Origin of the sequence: Provencibacterium massiliense, from assembly GCF_900169495.1 — a bacterium.
Classification (GTDB): Bacteria; Bacillota; Clostridia; order Oscillospirales; family Ruminococcaceae; genus Harryflintia; species Harryflintia acetispora.
This window is the reverse complement of record NZ_FWCH01000009.1, coordinates 17,414-34,759: the sequence shown is the minus strand read 5'-3', so window position 1 is coordinate 34,759 and position 17,346 is coordinate 17,414. Positions and strand designations below refer to the sequence as shown.

Below are 17,346 nucleotides of genomic sequence, written 5' to 3'. Positions count from 1 at the left end.
AGTGGTATGATATAACCTGACTTTAACGAAGGAGTACACCGGTTTTGAGCTATCTTCCCGATTATATCGACGGCGCCCTGGCGCAGACTAGAACCGAGCGGATCAAGGAGCTGCTCTCTTTGCGGTACGACCATCCGCCGCTGGCCTATGTACACTCCTTCGGCTGTCAGCAGAATGTGAGCGACGGCGAGCATCTTTGCGGGCTGCTTGCGTCCCTCGGCTTCGGCTTCTGCCCCGACAGCGCGGGGGCCGATCTGGTGCTCTTCAACACCTGCGCGGTGCGCGAGAACGCCGAGGAGCGGGTCTTCGGCAACATCGGGGCGCTCTCCCACCTCAAGAGGGCAAGGCCGGATATGATCATCGCCGTCTGCGGGTGCATGACCCAGCAGGAGGCGGTGCGCGAGCGGCTGCGAAAAAGCTACCCCTATGTCGACCTCGCCTTCGGCGCCAACGCCGCCCACCGGCTGCCTGAGCTGCTGCTGCGGCTTTTGGAGGAGCGCCGCCGGGTGATCGACGGGCGGGAGCCGGGGGAGAAGATCGTCGAGAACCTGCCGGTGCGCCGGGAGGGGAAGGTGCGCGCCTGGCTGCCGATCATGCAGGGGTGCGACAACTTCTGCACCTACTGTATCGTGCCCTACGTGCGCGGGCGGGAGCACTCGCGCGCGATGCCGGACGTGCTGCGCGAGGCGAAGGAGCTGATCGCCGAGGGCTATAAGGAGATCACCCTGCTGGGCCAAAACGTCAATTCCTACGGCAAGGGGCTCGAGGGGGAGGTTACTTTCCCGCGGCTGCTGCGGGAGCTTAACGACCTTCCGGGGGACTTCTGGATCCGGTTCATGACCTCCCACCCCAAGGACTGCACCAAAGAGCTGATCGACGCCATCGCCGAATGCGGGAAGGTCTGCAATTACATCCACCTGCCGGTGCAGTGCGGCAGCGACGAAATCCTTCGCCGGATGAACCGCCGCTACACCGCCGCGCAGTACAAGGAGCTGGTCGAATATGCGCGGGAACGCATCCCGGGCGTGAGCTTTAGCAGCGACATCATGGTCGGCTTCCCCGGGGAGCGGTACGAGGACTTTTTGCAGACGCTGGAGCTGGTGAAGGAAGTGCGCTTCCACGCGCTCTACACCTTCCTTTATTCAAAGCGCGGCGGGACCGCCGCGGCACAGCTTCCCGACCCGGTGCCGGCACAGGAGAAGTCCCGCTGGTTTCGGCAGCTTTTGGCGGCGCAGGAGCAGATTACCCGCAGCTTTCACGAGCAGATGGTGGGCAGGACCTTGCGCGTCCTCTGCGAGGGGCCGGGCAAGGAGCAGGGAATGATGAGCGGCAGGACCGAATCCGGCGTGATCGCGCAGTTTGCGGGGGATGAGGCCCTGGCAGGACAATTTTTACAGGTAAAAATTACCCGGGCGCTTAACTGGGCGGTCTGCGGGGAAATGATAGAGTAATCAGGAAAAAGGAGAAGGAAACATGGATATTATCAAAATGGCCCGAGAGCTCGGCAAGGCGATTCAGCAGGACGACAAGGTGATCGCCTACAACCTGGCGCGCCAGCACAACGACAGCGACGAAAAATTGCAGGAGCTGATCGGAAAATTCAATCTCAAGCGCCTCGAGCTCAACAACGTTCTAGGCAAGGCCGACCGCGACACCGACCGGATCGCGCAGCTCGACAAAGAAATTAAGGAGATCTACGCCGAGGTCATGAACAACCCGAACATGATCGCCTACAACACGACCAAGCAGGAGGTCGACCGGATGATGAACTTCGTCACCCAGATCCTGACCGGGAGCGTCAACGGCGAGGACCCCGATTCGATCGAGGAGCAGACCGGCTGCTCCGGCAGCTGCGAAGGGTGCTCGGGCTGTCACTGAACAAAGTCTAACGAGGGGGTGGATTGAGAGCGGTCCGCCCCCGTTTTCCAATTTCCCCAAAGCTTAGAGCAAAGGAGCAGACTTCATGCAGACGCAGAATCTTTCCCCGATGATGCAGCAGTACATGGCCATCAAGGAGAAGTGCAAGGACAAGATCCTCTTCTACCGCCTGGGCGACTTTTATGAGATGTTCTTCGACGACGCGCTCACCGCCTCGCGGGAGCTGGAGCTCACCCTCACCGGGCGGGACTGCGGGCTCGAGGAGCGTGCGCCGATGTGCGGGGTGCCCTACCACAGCTGCGAGGCCTACATCGCCCGGCTGATCGAGAAGGGCTACAACGTCGCCATCTGCGAGCAGATGGAGGACCCCAAGGCCGCAAAGGGGCTGGTGAAGCGGGACGTCATCCGGGTGGTGACCCCCGGCACCATCCTCGAGACCAACATGCTCGAGGAGGGGAAGAACAATTTCATCGCCTCGCTGTATGCGGGCAAAGGCGGCTGCGGCTGCGCCTTTGCGGACATCTCGACCGGCGAGGTGCGCGCCTGCCAGGTCGAGGGGGATGTGCAGCGCCTCAAAAGCGAGCTCGGCCGCTTTTCCCCCAGCGAGGTGCTCCTCGGCGGGGAGCTGGCGGGCGGGGGATCCCTGGAAGACGGGCTGCGCGCCTTTTTAAAGGAGCGCCTGGGCTGCGTGGTGAGCGGCTTCGACTTTTCGTCCGTCACACAGCGGGAGTGCGCCGAGGTCCTGCCCGCGCAGTTCGGCGCGCAGAACCTCGAGCTGCTTTCCCTCGCGGACAAGCCCCAGCTGCAAATCGCGCTCTGCGCCCTGCTGCGCTATCTCGGCGAAACCCAGCAGCGGGGGCTGGAGTGCCTGAACACGCTGGACCTCTACAGCGGCGAGGACTACATGAACCTTGACCTGACCGCCTGCCGCAACCTCGAATTGATCCGCACCCTTCGCGCGGGGGAAAAGCGGGGGAGCCTGCTCTGGGTGCTCGACCATACCCACACCGCGATGGGTAAGCGGCTGCTGCGCCAGTGGGTGGAAAAGCCGCTGCTCTCCCCCACCAGGATTTCCAAACGACTCAATGCGGTGGGGGAGCTTTATGATAACACCATGCTCCTCGGGGAGTGCGAGGAGGCGCTGTCCGACGTCTTCGACCTCGAGCGGCTGATGTCCCGGATCGTCTATGGCAACGCCAGCCCGCGCGAGCTCAAGAGCCTGGAGTACACCGCCCGGCGGCTGCCCCAGCTGCGCGGGCTGCTGGGGGAGTGCCGCGCGCAGTACCTGCGGGACATCTACCGGGACCTCGACACCCTCGACGACGTGGCCGACCTGGTCGGCCGGGCGGTCTCGGACGAGCCGCCCATCGCGCTCAAGGACGGCGGGGTGATCAAGGCGGGGTTCGATCAGAACCTCGACGAGCTGCGCTCGCTCGTCAGCGGGGCCAAGGGCTTCATCGCCGGGATCGAGGCGGGCGAGCGGGAGCGCACCGGGATCAAGAACCTCAAGATCGGCTACAACCGGGTGTTCGGCTATTACATCGAGGTGACCAAGAGCTACCTCGAGCTGGTGCCCGAGACCTATATCCGCAAGCAGACGCTCGCCAACTGTGAGCGGTACATAACCGACGAGCTTAAGGAGCTGGAGAATAAAATTTTCACCGCTACCGAGCAGATCGAGCGCGTGGAGCAGGAGCTCTACCAGCGTGTGCGCGGGGAGGTCTGCAAAAACCTTTCCCGGATCCAGCGCAGCGCGGGGCTGGTGGCGCGCCTCGACGTGTTCTGCTCCTTCGCGCGGGTGAGCCTCTCGGGCGGCTACTGCCGCCCGCAGGTGGATCTGAGCGGTACCATCGAGATCAAGGAGGGCCGCCACCCGGTGGTGGAGCTGATGGTCAAGAGCACCCCCTTCGTCTCGAACGACGTGTATCTCGACATGAACCAAAACCGGATCGCCATCATCACCGGGCCCAACATGGCGGGGAAGTCGACCTACATGCGTATGACCGCCCTGATCGTGCTGATGGCCCAGATCGGCTGCTTCGTGCCGGCCAAGAGCGCCAACCTCTCGATCGTGGACGGGATCTACACCCGGGTGGGCGCGTCGGACGACCTGACCACCGGGCAGTCCACCTTCATGGTGGAGATGAGCGAGGTGGCGGAGATTTTAAAAAGCGCCACCAAGAACAGCCTGATCATCCTCGACGAGATCGGGCGGGGGACCTCGACCTTCGACGGGATGAGCATCGCCCGCGCGGTGGTCGAGTACATCGCGGACAAGCGCCGCTTGGGCGCAAAGACGATGTTCGCCACCCACTACCACGAGCTGACCGCCCTCGAGGAGGATCTCGAGGGGGTGAAAAACTACAACATCGCGGTCAAGCGGCAGGGGGAGGATGTGATCTTCCTGCGCCGGATCGTGCCCGGCGGGGCGGACGACAGCTACGGCATTTACGTCTCCAAGCTCGCCGGCATCCCCGACCCGGTCATCCAGCGCGCGGGGGTGATCCTGCGCTCGCTCGAGGCGGGTGACGCCCCCTCGAGCCACAAAAGGAAGCGGCCCGCCGAGCCCGAGGCGGATCAGATCGTGATCCGCCAGTCGGATGACAGCGAGATCGTGCGCCGGCTGCGGGAGATTGATCTCAACAACCTGACTCCCTTGGCGGCCATGAACGTGCTCGGGGAGCTCAAAAGCCTGATATAACAATAAGGGAGGGGCTAGTTTGAAAGTGAACTTTCAAACAAGAAGTTTTGCCCCTTTGCCGCCAAAGGCCACAATTTCGCGCAGCGAAACCGGCGCCAAACTTTTAGAGAGGAATGGTCATTCCTATGGGTAAAATCAACGTGCTCAGCCGGGAAATGGCCGAGCTGATCGCGGCGGGCGAGGTGATCGATAGGCCGGCCTCGGTGATCAAGGAGCTGGCCGAGAACGCCATCGACGCGCATTCCACCCAGATCACGGTGGAGATCCAGCGCGGCGGGATCACCTATATGCGGGTGAGCGACAACGGCGGCGGAATCGAGGCGAGCGAGATCGACAAGGCGTTTTTGCGCCACGCGACCAGCAAGCTGCGCGAGCCGGACGACCTTCAGAACATCCTGACCATGGGCTTTCGCGGCGAGGCGCTGGCCTCCATCGCGGCGATGTGCCGCGTGGAGGTGCTCTCCCGCACGCCAGAGTCGGACACCGGGGTGCGCTACTGTATAGAGGGCGGGCAGGAGACTGAGAAGAAGGAGGCCGGCTGCCCGGTGGGAACCACCATCGTGGTGCGGGACATCTTCTATAACACCCCCGCGCGCATGAAGTTCCTCAAAAAGGACGTGACCGAATCAAACGCGGTGGCCTCGGTGATCGACAAGCTGGCCGTGGTCCATCCGGGAGTTTCCTGGAAGCTGATCCGGGATGGGAAGATCACCCTGCACACCCCCGGCAACGGAAAGCTCGCCGACGCGCTCTACGCCGTCTATGGGCGGCAGTTCTTCGCCACTTTGGTCCCGGTGGACAGCGAAAACCGCGGGGTCCGGGTCTCGGGCTTCGTCAGCCGCCCGAGCGAGGGGCGGGGCAACCGCACCATGCAGAGCTTTTACATCAACGGGCGGTATGTGCGCTCCAAGACCTGCATGGCGGCGCTCGAGGAGGCCTACCGCCACTCGATCATGAAGGGGAAGTTCCCGGCCTGCGTGCTGGATGTTTCGCTGCCGCCGAGCACCTTTGACATCAACGTGCATCCCGCCAAGCTCGAGGTGCGCTTTGAAAACGAAAAGCTGATCTTCGACGCGGTTTATTACGCGGTGCGCGCGGCATTGCAGAGGCTGGATTTACAGGGCGTCGCCGCGCCCGAATCCCTCACCGGCAAGCGGGAGGAGCCGCAGATAACTCCCACCCCGGCTCCCGGGGAGGCGCAAAGCGCCCCCGCCCGCTCTGTGCCCGCCCCCGGGCGGGCGCGGAAGGAGCCGGTTCTGGTTGGCGCGGGCCCGCTTGTATCCCCAAAGAAGGCTTCCGCCACCCCGGGGCAGGAGGCTTTGCCCGTGCGGGACGAAGCGCCCCGGGAGGCTGAAATCTATGTTCCGCGCCTGCGCCCCTTCGGCAGCAAGGCGCAGTCTATGGCCCAAAGTGGGCCTGCTCAAGTTGCGCCTGCGCAAAGTGCGCATGCGCAGAGCGCGCCCGCAAAGATGGCGGAGCTGTTTTCGTCCGGGACCGAGGCGGACGATGCGGCGCTCGAGCTGCACGCCCCCACCCAGGAGGAGACGGCGCAGCTATTCAGCCATTACGCCTCGAAGCGGGCCCAGAGGGAGGAGCCGGCCCCGAAGAAGGAGGAAGAGCGGGAAACCGTGCAGTCCACCCTGCCGGACGAAGAGGCGGGGCGGGGCCGCTACAGCGGCGCGCGGCTGATCGGGGAGCTGCTGCGTACCTATATCCTGCTCGAGTGCGATGAGCAGCTGATCCTGATCGATAAGCACGCCGCCCACGAGCGGCTCAACTACGAGCGGCTGCGCGCCGCCGGCGGCAAGGAGCGGCAGCTGCTGCTCACCCCCGTGCCGGTCACCCTCCCGAAGGAGGAATACGCCCTGATCCTGCAAAGCCTCCCCCTGCTCGAGGAGCTCGGGTTTGGGGTGGAGGACTTCGGGGAAGGGAGCGTGCTGGTGCGCGAGGTGCCGCTGCTGCTCGACGCGTCGCGCGCCGGGGAGAGCGTGGAGCAGATCGCCTCCCAGCTCTCGGCCGGATCGGGCCGCCTCAGCGTGCAGGCGGTGGAGGACATCTATCACTCCATCGCCTGCAAGGCGTCGATCCGGGCCAACGACGTGAGCGACCCGCGGGAGCTCGAGGCGCTGGTGAGGCTCCTCGACGAGCACGAGGAGGTGCGCTTCTGCCCGCATGGACGGCCGATCGCCGCCGTGCTCACCCGCGCGCAGATCGAGCGGATGTTCGGCAGGGCCTGAGGATGATACCGGGAAGTTGGGAGGGGGACGCGCGATGAAGCAGCCGCTGTTGGTGGTGGCGGGGGTGACCGCCTCGGGCAAAACGGGGCTGGCTATCGAGCTGTGCCGCCGCTTTGGGGGCGAGGTGGTCTGCGCCGACTCGATGCAGATTTACCGCGGGATGGAGATTGCCACGGCCGCCCCGACACGTGAGGAGCGCGCGCAGGCGGTGCATCACCTCTGTTCCTTCCTGCCCATCGGGGAGAGCTTTTCGGTCGCCGATTACGCCGCCCTCGCCCGCGAAACCATCGCGGAAATCCATGCGCGTGGGAAGCTGCCGGTGCTCTGCGGGGGCACCGGGCTTTACATCAGCGCAATTTTGGATCATCTGGATTTTAGCGGCTTTTCGGGGGACCCGGCGCTGCGCGCCGACCTGAAGGAGCGCGCCGAGCGCGAGGGGATCGAACCGCTGTACCGGCAGCTTTGTGCGCTCGACCCCGGCGCGGCCGCCAAAATCCACCCGAACAACCGGGGGAGGGTGCTGCGGGCGCTCGAGGTGACCCTTTCCACCGGCGTGCCGATGAGCGAGCACCAGCGCCGCGCGAAGGGGCGCGAATGCCCCTACCGGGCCTTCGCGCTGGCGCTCGGCTACCGCGAGCGGGCCGGGATGTGGGGGCGGATCGACCGGCGGGTGGACCGTATGATGGAAAGCGGGCTCCTCGAGGAGGCGCGCCGCTTTTATGGGCGGGACCCCGGGCCCACCGCCTGCGCCGCCATCGGCTATAAGGAGCTGCGCCCTTACCTGCTGGGCGAGTGCACGCGCGAAGAGGCCGTGGAGCGGCTCAAGCTGCGCACCCGCCAGTACGCCAAGCGGCAGCTGACCTGGTTTAAACGGGATGAGCGGTACGCCTGGCTCTATGTGGACGAATACGATTCCCCCGCGCAGCTTTCCGACAGGGCGGCGCAGCTGACCGGGGAGGCCCTCGGCCTGGCGCCGCGCGGGTAAAGGTTTCGGCAAAATTTTTACGCGCCCTGGGACAAACTGTGCTATAATAAAGTTTAAGATACAACCATTCAGAAAAGCGGTCGGTAAACCTGATTCGGAGGAAAAATCATGAACAAAGCGATGAATTTACAGGACCTGTTTTTAAATCAGGCGCGCAAGGAAAAAATCATGGTCACCATCTATCTGACCAACGGCTTCCAGTTCAAGGGCAAGGTGCGGGGGTTCGACAACTTCACCGTCATCCTGGACTGCGACGGGAAGCAGAACCTGGTCTATAAGCATGCCATCTCCACCATCATCCCGGCGCGTCCGATCGCCATGATGGAGGAAGAGGGCAAGGAGACCCCGGCCGAATGAGCAAGGTACTCTCCAGAATCATGCTGGCGCTGTGCGCCGTCTGCGCGCTGGGGTATGCGGGCTTCCAGCTCTGGCGGTATCTCTATGTGGACTATGAGACGGTGGCCGCGCGCGAGGCGGTGGTCGAGGACAAGCTCACCGCCCAGGCGATCGCCATCCGGGACGAGGAGGTCCTCCCCGGCGCGGCAAAGGAAAACCTCGTCTATCTCTACACCGACGGGGCCCATGTCGCCAAGGAGGCGCCGGTGGCGCGCTATGTCACCGACCGCAGCCAGATCACCGACCAGATGCGCCGCGACGAGCTGCAAAAGGAGCTGCAAAACCTGCAGTCTCTCTCGGGCACGGGCGACGCACTGATCCTGCAGACCGACACGGTGGCGCAGCGGGTCTATGCGGACATCGACACCATCGCCGGGAACGCCGCGCGCGGGACTTTAAGCGAGACGCAGGAGCTGCGCCTCGAGATCCTCAACCAACTTAACCGGCGCAATCTCGCCACCGCCAAGGAGGACGGGTACGACGGCCGGATCGCGCACCTCGAGGAAGAGATCCTCACCCTGGGCGCCAGCTTCGCGGACGAGGAGGCGGTGATCACGCCCGAGGCGGGCTACTTCACCAAGACGGTGGACGGGTTCGAGGAACTGCTCAGCCCCGAAAATATGGAGGACATCCCGGTGGATGAATACGCCTCCTACATCAGCGCCTCGCCCGAGGACACCGGCGCCCAGGTGGGAAAGATGATCCGCTCCCACATCTGGTACTGCGCGGTGATGGTCAACGCCGCCGACCTCAGCCGCTTCCAGGAGGGGGCGACGGTGGAGCTGGATTTCGGCCTTTCGGGCACCAAGCCTTTCGACGGGGAGGTACATAAGATTTTGGAGGACAGCGCCGGGGCGCGGGGCGTGGTGCTGCTGCGGTGCGACGAGATGAGCGAGGAGCTCTCAAACCTGCGCACCCACAAGGTGGACATCAGCTTCCAGCGGATCACCGGTTACAAGCTGCCCAGCGGCTGCATCCGCTATAACAAGGGCGAGCGGGGGGTCTATGTGCTGGAGACCACCGTCATCCGCTTCAAGCCCGTGGAAATTCTGTATGAAAACGAGCAGGAGGGGTACGTCATCCTCAGCGAGAGCTACGGTGAGAGGGCGGGGCTGCAGCGCTTCGACGAAGTAATCATAGGAGGGAACGGTCTGGAAGATGGAAAAATTATCAAGCTCTAACCCGGCGCCGGGCGTCTGCGAGCTGCGCCAGCGGATCGGGATCATTAAAGAGAACATCCACACCGCGGCGCTCGCCGGCGGCTTCGACCCGGCGGCAGTGCGGCTGATGGCGGTGACCAAGACGGTTCCCGCCGGGACGATCAATGCCGCCATCGAGGCCGGGATCGACCTGATCGGCGAGAACCGCGAGCAGTCGCTGAGCGGCAAGTATGACGAAATCCGCCGCGACGGGGTGGAGATCCACTTCATCGGCCACCTGCAGCGCAACAAGGCGGCCAGGGTGGTAAAGATGGTGGACTGCGTGCAGTCGCTCGACTCGATCGCGCTGGCGAAGGAGCTCGATAAGCAGGCGGCGGCGATTGGCAAGCAGCTGCAGGTGCTGGTGGAGGTCAACATCGGGCAGGATCCCAACAAGAGCGGCGTCCATCCGGATGCGGGCAGGGAATTCGTGGATGCGCTGCGCGAGCTGCCAAGTCTCTCGGTGCGCGGGCTGATGACCATTCTGCCCCTGGAGTGCACCACCCTGCAGATGGAAAAGTATTTTTCACAAATCCACGCGCTATATGTTGACATTCGCGCCCAAAATAGAGATAATGTTTGTATGGACTGTTTATCCATGGGCATGTCGGGCGATTACAAGCTTGCCGTCAAGCACGGCGCGACAATGGTCCGGCTGGGAACGGTTTTGTTTCGCTGACAGGCGCGCGGGTTTGGTTTGGGCCGCGCGCCGCGTGTGCCGCACCGTCGCGGGCACAGTTTCTAAAGGGAGAATAGGTTTATGAGTATCATGGACAAGCTCAGAGGCTTCATCGGGGTGGAAGAGGACGACTACTACGATGAGGAGGGGCTGGACGTTCCGAACGCGACCGGCAGCGAAGCGCCGGCGGCAGCACCCACCATCGACGCGACCCAGCTTCCCATCGAGGGGAGCACCCGGCGCTCGAACAAGGTGGTCAATATCCACGCGACCACCCAGCTCAAGGTGGTGCTGGTCAAGCCCGAGCGCTTTGACGATGCGAGCTCGATCGCCGACCATCTCAATCAAAAGCGCACGGTGGTCCTCAATCTCGAGAGCGCCAACCGCGAGGTTTCCCGCCGGCTGATCGACTTCCTCTCCGGGGTGGCCTACGCCAACAACGGGCAGATCAAGCGGGTTGCAAACAGCACCTATATCATCACGCCGTACAACGTCGACATCATGGGCGATCTGCTCGACGAGCTCGAGAGCAGCGGCGTGGTCTTTTAAGCGTTGTCCGCCTCCATGAGCGCGGACAGCGCGCTTTTGGCACATATAGGGGATTTGATCGAAGGGGTGCGAAGCAAGGGGGCGCCCCGGTTTTCCGAGTTTTTGGACGAGCGCCAGCAGGCGCTCTGCCTCCCGCTTGCGCAAAGGAGCGGCCTGCCCTTCCTGTTTTTTGGCGGGTGGCAGGACGCCTCGCGCCGTATGCTCGGCGTGTTCCCCGAGTATTGGGAGGCGCAGGGGGAGGATTTCCCGCTCGCCGTGCTGACGGCGCGGATTCCGAAGGGTTTTTCTCTTTGCCACCGCGATTTTTTGGGCGCGCTGATGAATCTGGGCATAAAGCGCGAGATGGTGGGCGATATTCTGGTTGATGGACAGGGAGCCTGGGTATTCCTGCAAAAACGCCTCGCGCCGCTGGTGCTGCAGATGGACCGAGTCGGGAAGGTCGGGCTCGCCTTCCAGGAGAGCGAAAGCGAAGCGGTGGACTTTGAGCAACGCTTTCAGGAGCAGCGCGTCAGCCTCGCCTCGCTGCGGCTGGACTGCGTGGTTGCCGCTGTCTGCTCGCTTTCGCGCGAGCGCGCGCAGGAGAAGATTGCGGCGGGGCTTGTGAGCGTCGACTCGCTGCCCTGTCAGCGGGTGGAACGACAGCTGAACAGCGGATGTAAGATTTCAGTGCGCGGCGAGGGCAAATTTATTTTGGAGCATAACGGGGAGACCACCCGCAAGGGTCGGCTTTGCGTCAACATAAAACGATACTGTTAGCTTGGAGGGCATGTCAATGTTGTCTTATAACGATATCATCAGCTACAAATTCGAGAAAGCCGGCTTCGGTGGCGGCTACAAGCCGGAGGATGTGGACAAGTTCACTATGCGCCTGGCCACCGACTTCCAGAAGCTGGAGGCGGAGAAGGCCGAGCTCGAGCAGAAGCTGATGGCGCTCGCCCAGAAGGTGGAGGAGTACCGCGAGGACGAGGAGAGCCTGCGCGCGGCCTTGCTCGGCGCGCAGAAGCTCGGCGACAGCATCATCCGCGAATCCAAGCAGAAGGCCGAGCAGACCCTCGGTGCCGCGCGCCAGGAGGCGGACCGCCTCGTCGGCGCCGCCCGCGCGCAGATCGAGCGCGAGCAGTTCACCCTCACCAAGATCCAGAAGGAGGTCTCCAACTTCAAGAGCCGCCTGCTGGTGCTTTATAAGCAGCATCTCGAGCTGATCAGCTCGATGCCGGGCCAGGACGTCACGGTGGATGCGCAGGAGATCATAAACGGCTCGCAGAACCCGCAGCCCCGCCAGGAAGCGCCGGTCCCGCCCGAGGCGGCCGAGCCCGAGCGCCCGCTCGAGGAGCCCCTGCCCGAGCCCGCGGTGGAGGAGGAACGCCCCGAGGAATCGGCGGCGCCCGAGGCTTCGGCGCATGAGATGCCGCGGGAGAGCCGTTTCGGGGAGCTCAAGTTCGGCGAAGGGTACGATCTGACCCGCAAATAAAATATGCGATTTACCCGCAGGAGGGCGGCGCCGGCCGCGCCCCTGCGGGATGATTTATTCCCCGCCCCGTGTGGGGAGAGCCCCCGGGACAGGAGGGCGTCCCGCTTCTGGGACAAACAAGAAAAAGCTAAGGGAGAGAAACGAACGGTGGATTACAACAAAACGCTGAACCTGCCCAAGACCGACTTCCCGATGCGCGCGGCGCTGCCGCAGCGGGAGCCGGACATGGCCAAAAACTGGGACGAGAGCGGGCGGTATCAAGAGATTATAAAGCGCAATACGGGCAAGCCGAAGTACATCCTGCACGACGGTCCGCCCTATGCCAACGGGGACATCCATCTGGGCACGGCGCTCAACAAGGTCCTCAAGGACATCATCGTGCGCTATAAGAACCTGTCGGGCTACTGTTCGGAGTACGTCCCGGGCTGGGACACCCACGGCCTGCCCATCGAGCGCAAGGCGCTGCAGAAGCTGGGGGCGGACAGCACCCAAATCGAGCCGGTCGAGCTGCGCGAGCACTGCCGCGAGTTCGCACTGCAATACGTCGACGTGCAGCGTGAGCAGTTTAAGCGTCTGGGCGTGCTGGGCGATTTTGAAAACCCCTATCTGACCCTTCGCCCCGAATTCGAGGCGCGCCAGATTGAAATCTTCGGCGAGATGGCCGAAAAAGGCTACATCTACAAGGGGCTAAAGCCGGTCTACTGGTGCCCCGACTGCAAGACCGCCCTGGCCGAGGCCGAGATCGAATACGCCGAGGACCCCTGCCATTCGATCTACGTCAAGTTCCAGGTCGAGGACGACAAGGGCCTTTTCTCGGAGCTCGGCGTCGACAAGAGCAAGGTCTACTTTGTCATCTGGACCACCACCACCTGGACCCTGCCCGGGAACCTGGCCATCTGCCTGGGCCCGAAGTACGAGTATTGCCTGGTGAAGGCCGGGGAGGAATACTACGTCGTTGCCCGCGAGCTGATCGGTCCCACCATGAAGGCGGCGAAGATCGAAGAATACGAGATCGTGGCGAGCTTCGAGGGCGAGAAGCTCGAGAACATGGCCTGCCGCCACCCCTTCCTGGATCGGGAGTCGCGGGTGATCCTGGGCGACCATGTGACGCTCGAGAGCGGCACCGGCTGCGTACATACCGCGCCGGGCCACGGCGTTGAGGACTACGAGGTCTGCGTCAACAACTACCCCGACATCCCGATCATCGTGCCGGTGGATTCCAAGGGCGTGCTGACCGCCGAGGCGGGGCCGTTCCAGGGCCTTTCCACCGACGAAGCCAACAAGGCGATTGCCAAGGCTCTCGAGGAGAGCGGCCATCTCTTCGCCATTGAGAAGATCATCCACCAGTATCCGCACTGCTGGCGCTGCAAGAGCCCGATCCTCTTTCGGGCCACCGAGCAGTGGTTCTGCTCGGTCGAGGCGTTCAAGGAGGAGGCCATCAAGGCCATCGACGAGGTCGAGTGGATCCCCGAGTGGGGCCAGGGGCGGATCACCAACATGGTGCGGGACCGCAGCGACTGGTGCATCTCCCGCCAGCGGCGCTGGGGCGTGCCGATCCCCATCTTCTACTGCAAGCACTGCGGCAAGGAGCTGATCGACAAGACTTCGATTAAGGCGGTTTCCGAGCTGTTCCGCCGTCACGGCTCGGACGCCTGGTACACCACCGACGCTGCCGACATCCTGCCCGCGGGCACCAAGTGCAAGGCCTGCGGACACGAGGAGTTCACCAAGGAAACCGACATCATGGACGTCTGGTTCGATTCGGGCTGCACCCACGCGGCGGTGCTCGACGAGCGGGAAAACCTGTGCTGGCCCGCCGACCTCTACCTCGAGGGGGCCGACCAGTACCGCGGGTGGTTCCAGTCCTCCCTTCTGACCGCCGTCGCCTGGCGGGGGAAGGCCCCCTATAAGACGGTCTGTACCCACGGCTGGGTGGTGGACGGCGAGGGGCGCAAGATGTCGAAATCCCTCGGAAACGGGATCGCCCCCGAGGACATCGTCGGGCAGTACGGCGCGGATGTTCTCCGGCTGTGGGTCGCCTCAAGCGACTACCACGCGGATATCCGCATCTCGCCCGAAATCCTCAAGCAGCTCAGCGAGGCGTACCGCAAGATCCGCAATACGGCGCGCTACATTTTAGGCAACCTCGACGGGTTCGACCCGCAGCGCGACCTGCTGCCCTACGACCAGCTCGAGGAGATCGACCGCTGGGCGCTGGTGCGTCTGAGCGAGCTGACCGCCAAGGCCAAGGAGGCCTATGACGCGTTCGACTTCCATATCGTTTTCCACGCGATCCACAACTACTGCACCATCGACCTGTCCAACTTCTACCTCGACGTGATCAAGGACCGCCTCTACACCGAGGCGGCGGAGAGCCGCCGCCGGCGTGCCGCGCAGAGCGCAATGTACCGCATCCTGCGCGATCTGACGCTGCTGGTGGCGCCCATCCTCTGCTTCACCGCCGAGGAGATCTGGCAGTATATCCCCGCGGACGAAAGGTACGACAGCGGCTCGGTGATGTATAACGAGATCCCCGAAAACGGGAAATACGCCGAGAGCGCCGAATTCTTAAATAAATGGGACCGCCTGCACGCGGTGCGGGACGACGTCAACAAGGCGTTGGAGAACGCGCGGAACGAGAAATTGATCGGCAAATCCCTCGAGGCGGCGGTGACGCTCTGCTGCGACGGGGAACTTTACGAGTTCTTATCCGCGCAGCAGAACCTGCCCGAGGTGTTCATCGTCTCGTCGGTATCTGTCGCGCGCGGGGTCGCGGGCAGCTACCAGGGCGAGGTCGAGGGGCTGTCGGTCTCGGTCTCTCGCGCGCAGGGCGAAAAGTGCGAGCGCTGCTGGATGTACAGCGAGACGGTCGGCAAGGACCAAGGCCATCCGACCCTCTGTGCACGTTGCGCTGGCGTGATCGGGGAATAAAGGCCGGATATTTTGCGGCGGGGGAAATGGCGCCCCGCCGCAAAATTTGGGTATGGCTATTTTACAATTAGGAGTTTTCTCATGTTTTTATACCTATCGTTGCTGGGCGCGGGGGTGCTCATCGGGCTGGACCAGCTGATCAAATGGTGGGCGGCCAGCTACCTGTCCACCGTGCCGGACATCCGACTGATCGACGGGGTGCTCCACCTGCTCTACCGGGAAAATTACGGCGCGGCGTTCAGCATCCTGCAAAACCGCACCGGGCTGCTGGTCGGGGTCACCACCGCGGTGCTCATCGCGGTGCTGGTGCTGCTCGTCTCGCGCAGGGTGAGCCATCCGCTGATGATCGTCTCCCTCTGCCTGATCTTCGCGGGCGGGGTGGGCAACCTGATCGACCGGGTGCTGCGCGGCTTTGTGGTGGATTATATCTACTTCGTGCCGATCAATTTTCCGGTCTTTAATCTCGCGGACTGCTGCGTGGTCAGCGGGACCTTCCTGCTGGTGGTCTACCTGCTGCTGATCGAGCCGCGGCAGGAGCGCCGCAAAAAGCAATTGGACCGCTGATGGAGAGGCTTGAGTTTACCGTCTCCCCCGAGCAGGCGGGCCGGCGGGTCGACGTCGTTTTGGCCGGGTGCGCCGGGGATCTCACCCGCAGCGGCCTACAGCGGCTGATCGCCGGCGGGGCGCTCACCTTAAACGGCGCGCCGGTGCTCAAAAGCTGCAAACTTGCGGAGGGGGACCGGGTGGTCCTCCTCCTGCCGGACCCGGTGGAGCCCGAGGCGCAGCCCCAGGACATCCCGCTCTGTATCGTCTACGAGGACGACGCGCTGCTGGTGGTCAACAAGCCCCGCGGGATGGTGGTCCACCCCGCGGCGGGAAACCAGGACGGCACGCTGGTCAACGCCCTGCTCTACCATTGCAGGGGACGGCTCTCCTCAATCAACGGGGTGATCCGCCCGGGGATCGTGCACCGGATCGACAAGGACACCAGCGGCCTGCTGGTGGTGGCCAAGACCGACGAGGCCCACCAGGGGCTGGCGCGGCAGATCGCCGCGCACAGCATGCTGCGGGAATATCGGGCGGTGGTCCACGGCTCCCTGCCGCAGGAGAGCGGCAGGGTGGAGGCGCCGATCGGCCGGCACCCCGTCGAGCGCAAGCGCATGGCGGTGACCGCTCGGGGAGGCAAGGAGGCAGTTACCCACTACCAGGTGCTGGGAAGGTACCAGGGCTTTAGCTACCTTTCGCTGCGTCTGGAGACCGGGCGCACCCACCAGATCCGGGTGCACATGGCTTATATCGGGCATCCGGTGGCGGGGGACCCGGTCTACGGGCCGAAGAAAACGGCGTTGGCGGGCGGGCAGTGCCTGCACGCCAAGACCATCGGGTTTACCCATCCCCTGACGGGGGAGCGGCTTACGTTTGACAGTGAGCTGCCGGACTATTTTCAAAAGTTTTTATCCGGGCTTCGGCCCATGGCGTAAGGAGGGAAGGCCGCTTGGCCAATTTGAGCGGATGGCTGCTCGCCAGCGACATCGACGGCACGGCCCTGATCGAGGAGATCGGGGTGCCGCCGCAGAACATCGAGGCGGTGCGCCGCTTCATAGGCGAAGGGGGACGCTTCACCTTCGCCACCGGCCGCTCGCGGGAGTCGGCCTACCGGGTCAGCCGCGATTTTGCGGTCAACGCGCCGATGGTGGTGCTCAACGGCTCCTGCGTGATGGACCCGCAGAGCGGGGAGTTTCTAATCGAGCACCCCATGCCGCCCGAAATCCGGGAGGCCACCGGCGAGGTGCTCGAGAGAATGGATCGGGATCACGCGGTCATGCTGGTGACGGCGGACAAGTATTGGGGGGTCTCCCGCAGCGCGTTTGGGCAGCGGCTCTGCCAGCGGGTGCTGCAAACCCCGATCTGCGGGATTTACGACGTGAAGGAGACCATCTATAAGGTGCTGGTGATCAGCGAGACCCCGCAGGAGGCGCCGGCCATGCGCCAAAAGCTGGGCGAGTGGTACGAGCGGGATTTCACCGTAGTGCAGAGCGGCGAGACCTGCGTCGAGCTGCTGCCCAAAGGCGTTTCCAAGGGGAGCACCCTGCTCGAGGCGGCCGCGCTCATCGGGGTGGATCGGGAGCGCATCGCGGCCATCGGGGACAACGAAAACGACCTTGAAATGCTGCGGGTGGCGGCGCTCAGCGCGGCTCCCGGCTCGGCGGATGAATTTGTCCGTCGGCGGGTGCAGAAGGTGCTCTGCCCCTGCATGGACGGTGCGCTCGCGCAGCTGATCGAATATCTGGAGGAACAGACCAAAGAATAGAAGAAACCG

General features: G+C 63.6%; 15 protein-coding genes. All 15 read left to right on the top strand.

What is annotated here, in order from left to right; translation table 11 throughout:
* Nucleotides 1–44 precede the first annotated feature (44 nt).
* The 15 genes from miaB (at nucleotide 45) to B5477_RS01530 (ending at nucleotide 17,337) form a co-directional block, all read left to right on the top strand.
* Complete coding sequence (gene miaB, locus B5477_RS01600) at nucleotides 45–1,451, top strand: tRNA (N6-isopentenyl adenosine(37)-C2)-methylthiotransferase MiaB (protein WP_079698071.1); 1,407 nt, start codon at nucleotides 45–47, stop codon at nucleotides 1,449–1,451.
* 22 nt (nucleotides 1,452–1,473) lie between these two features.
* The gene (locus B5477_RS01595) at nucleotides 1,474–1,878 is read left to right on the top strand and encodes a YlbF/YmcA family competence regulator (protein WP_079698070.1); all 405 of its coding nucleotides are present in this window, start codon (nucleotides 1,474–1,476) and stop codon (nucleotides 1,876–1,878) included.
* 85 nt (nucleotides 1,879–1,963) lie between these two features.
* Nucleotides 1,964–4,579 (top strand): DNA mismatch repair protein MutS, encoded by a 2,616-nt coding sequence (mutS, locus tag B5477_RS01590; protein WP_079698069.1) that lies wholly within the window; start codon nucleotides 1,964–1,966, stop codon nucleotides 4,577–4,579.
* Nucleotides 4,580–4,704: 125 nt separating this feature from the next.
* Entirely contained in the window at nucleotides 4,705–6,816 is a 2,112-nt protein-coding gene (gene mutL / locus B5477_RS01585; protein ID WP_079698068.1) for a DNA mismatch repair endonuclease MutL, read from the top strand.
* A gap of 34 nt (nucleotides 6,817–6,850) precedes the next feature.
* Entirely contained in the window at nucleotides 6,851–7,801 is a 951-nt protein-coding gene (gene miaA / locus B5477_RS01580) for a tRNA (adenosine(37)-N6)-dimethylallyltransferase MiaA (RefSeq protein WP_079698067.1), read from the top strand.
* A 105-nt stretch (nucleotides 7,802–7,906) separates the two neighbouring features.
* Nucleotides 7,907–8,158, top strand: a complete 252-nt coding sequence (gene hfq / locus B5477_RS01575; RefSeq protein ID WP_181966685.1) for an RNA chaperone Hfq — start codon at nucleotides 7,907–7,909, stop codon at nucleotides 8,156–8,158.
* Nucleotides 8,155–9,378 (top strand): biotin/lipoyl attachment domain-containing protein, encoded by a 1,224-nt coding sequence (locus tag B5477_RS01570; RefSeq protein WP_079698065.1) that lies wholly within the window; start codon nucleotides 8,155–8,157, stop codon nucleotides 9,376–9,378. Before hfq ends, B5477_RS01570 begins: the two co-directional genes overlap by 4 nt.
* Complete coding sequence (locus tag B5477_RS01565) at nucleotides 9,356–10,075, top strand: YggS family pyridoxal phosphate-dependent enzyme (protein WP_079698064.1); 720 nt, start codon at nucleotides 9,356–9,358, stop codon at nucleotides 10,073–10,075. The genes B5477_RS01570 and B5477_RS01565 overlap by 23 nt, the downstream gene beginning before the upstream one ends.
* A gap of 81 nt (nucleotides 10,076–10,156) precedes the next feature.
* Complete coding sequence (locus tag B5477_RS01560) at nucleotides 10,157–10,624, top strand: cell division protein SepF (RefSeq protein WP_079698063.1); 468 nt, start codon at nucleotides 10,157–10,159, stop codon at nucleotides 10,622–10,624.
* A gap of 36 nt (nucleotides 10,625–10,660) precedes the next feature.
* On the top strand, nucleotides 10,661–11,380 hold the full coding sequence (locus B5477_RS01555) for a YlmH family RNA-binding protein (protein WP_132083832.1): 720 nt from the start codon (nucleotides 10,661–10,663) through the stop codon (nucleotides 11,378–11,380).
* A 16-nt stretch (nucleotides 11,381–11,396) separates the two neighbouring features.
* On the top strand, nucleotides 11,397–12,095 hold the full coding sequence (locus tag B5477_RS01550; protein WP_159448892.1) for a DivIVA domain-containing protein: 699 nt from the start codon (nucleotides 11,397–11,399) through the stop codon (nucleotides 12,093–12,095).
* Between the two features lie 192 nt (nucleotides 12,096–12,287).
* Entirely contained in the window at nucleotides 12,288–15,026 is a 2,739-nt protein-coding gene (gene ileS / locus B5477_RS01545; protein ID WP_278335617.1) for an isoleucine--tRNA ligase, read from the top strand.
* 81 nt (nucleotides 15,027–15,107) lie between these two features.
* Nucleotides 15,108–15,590, top strand: coding sequence for a signal peptidase II (gene lspA / locus B5477_RS01540; protein WP_079698059.1), 483 nt, complete (start codon nucleotides 15,108–15,110; stop codon nucleotides 15,588–15,590).
* Entirely contained in the window at nucleotides 15,590–16,507 is a 918-nt protein-coding gene (locus tag B5477_RS01535; RefSeq protein WP_079698058.1) for an RluA family pseudouridine synthase, read from the top strand. Before lspA ends, B5477_RS01535 begins: the two co-directional genes overlap by 1 nt.
* Nucleotides 16,508–16,521: 14 nt before the next feature.
* On the top strand, nucleotides 16,522–17,337 hold the full coding sequence (locus tag B5477_RS01530) for an HAD-IIB family hydrolase (RefSeq protein ID WP_159448891.1): 816 nt from the start codon (nucleotides 16,522–16,524) through the stop codon (nucleotides 17,335–17,337).
* Nucleotides 17,338–17,346: the final 9 nt, after the last annotated feature.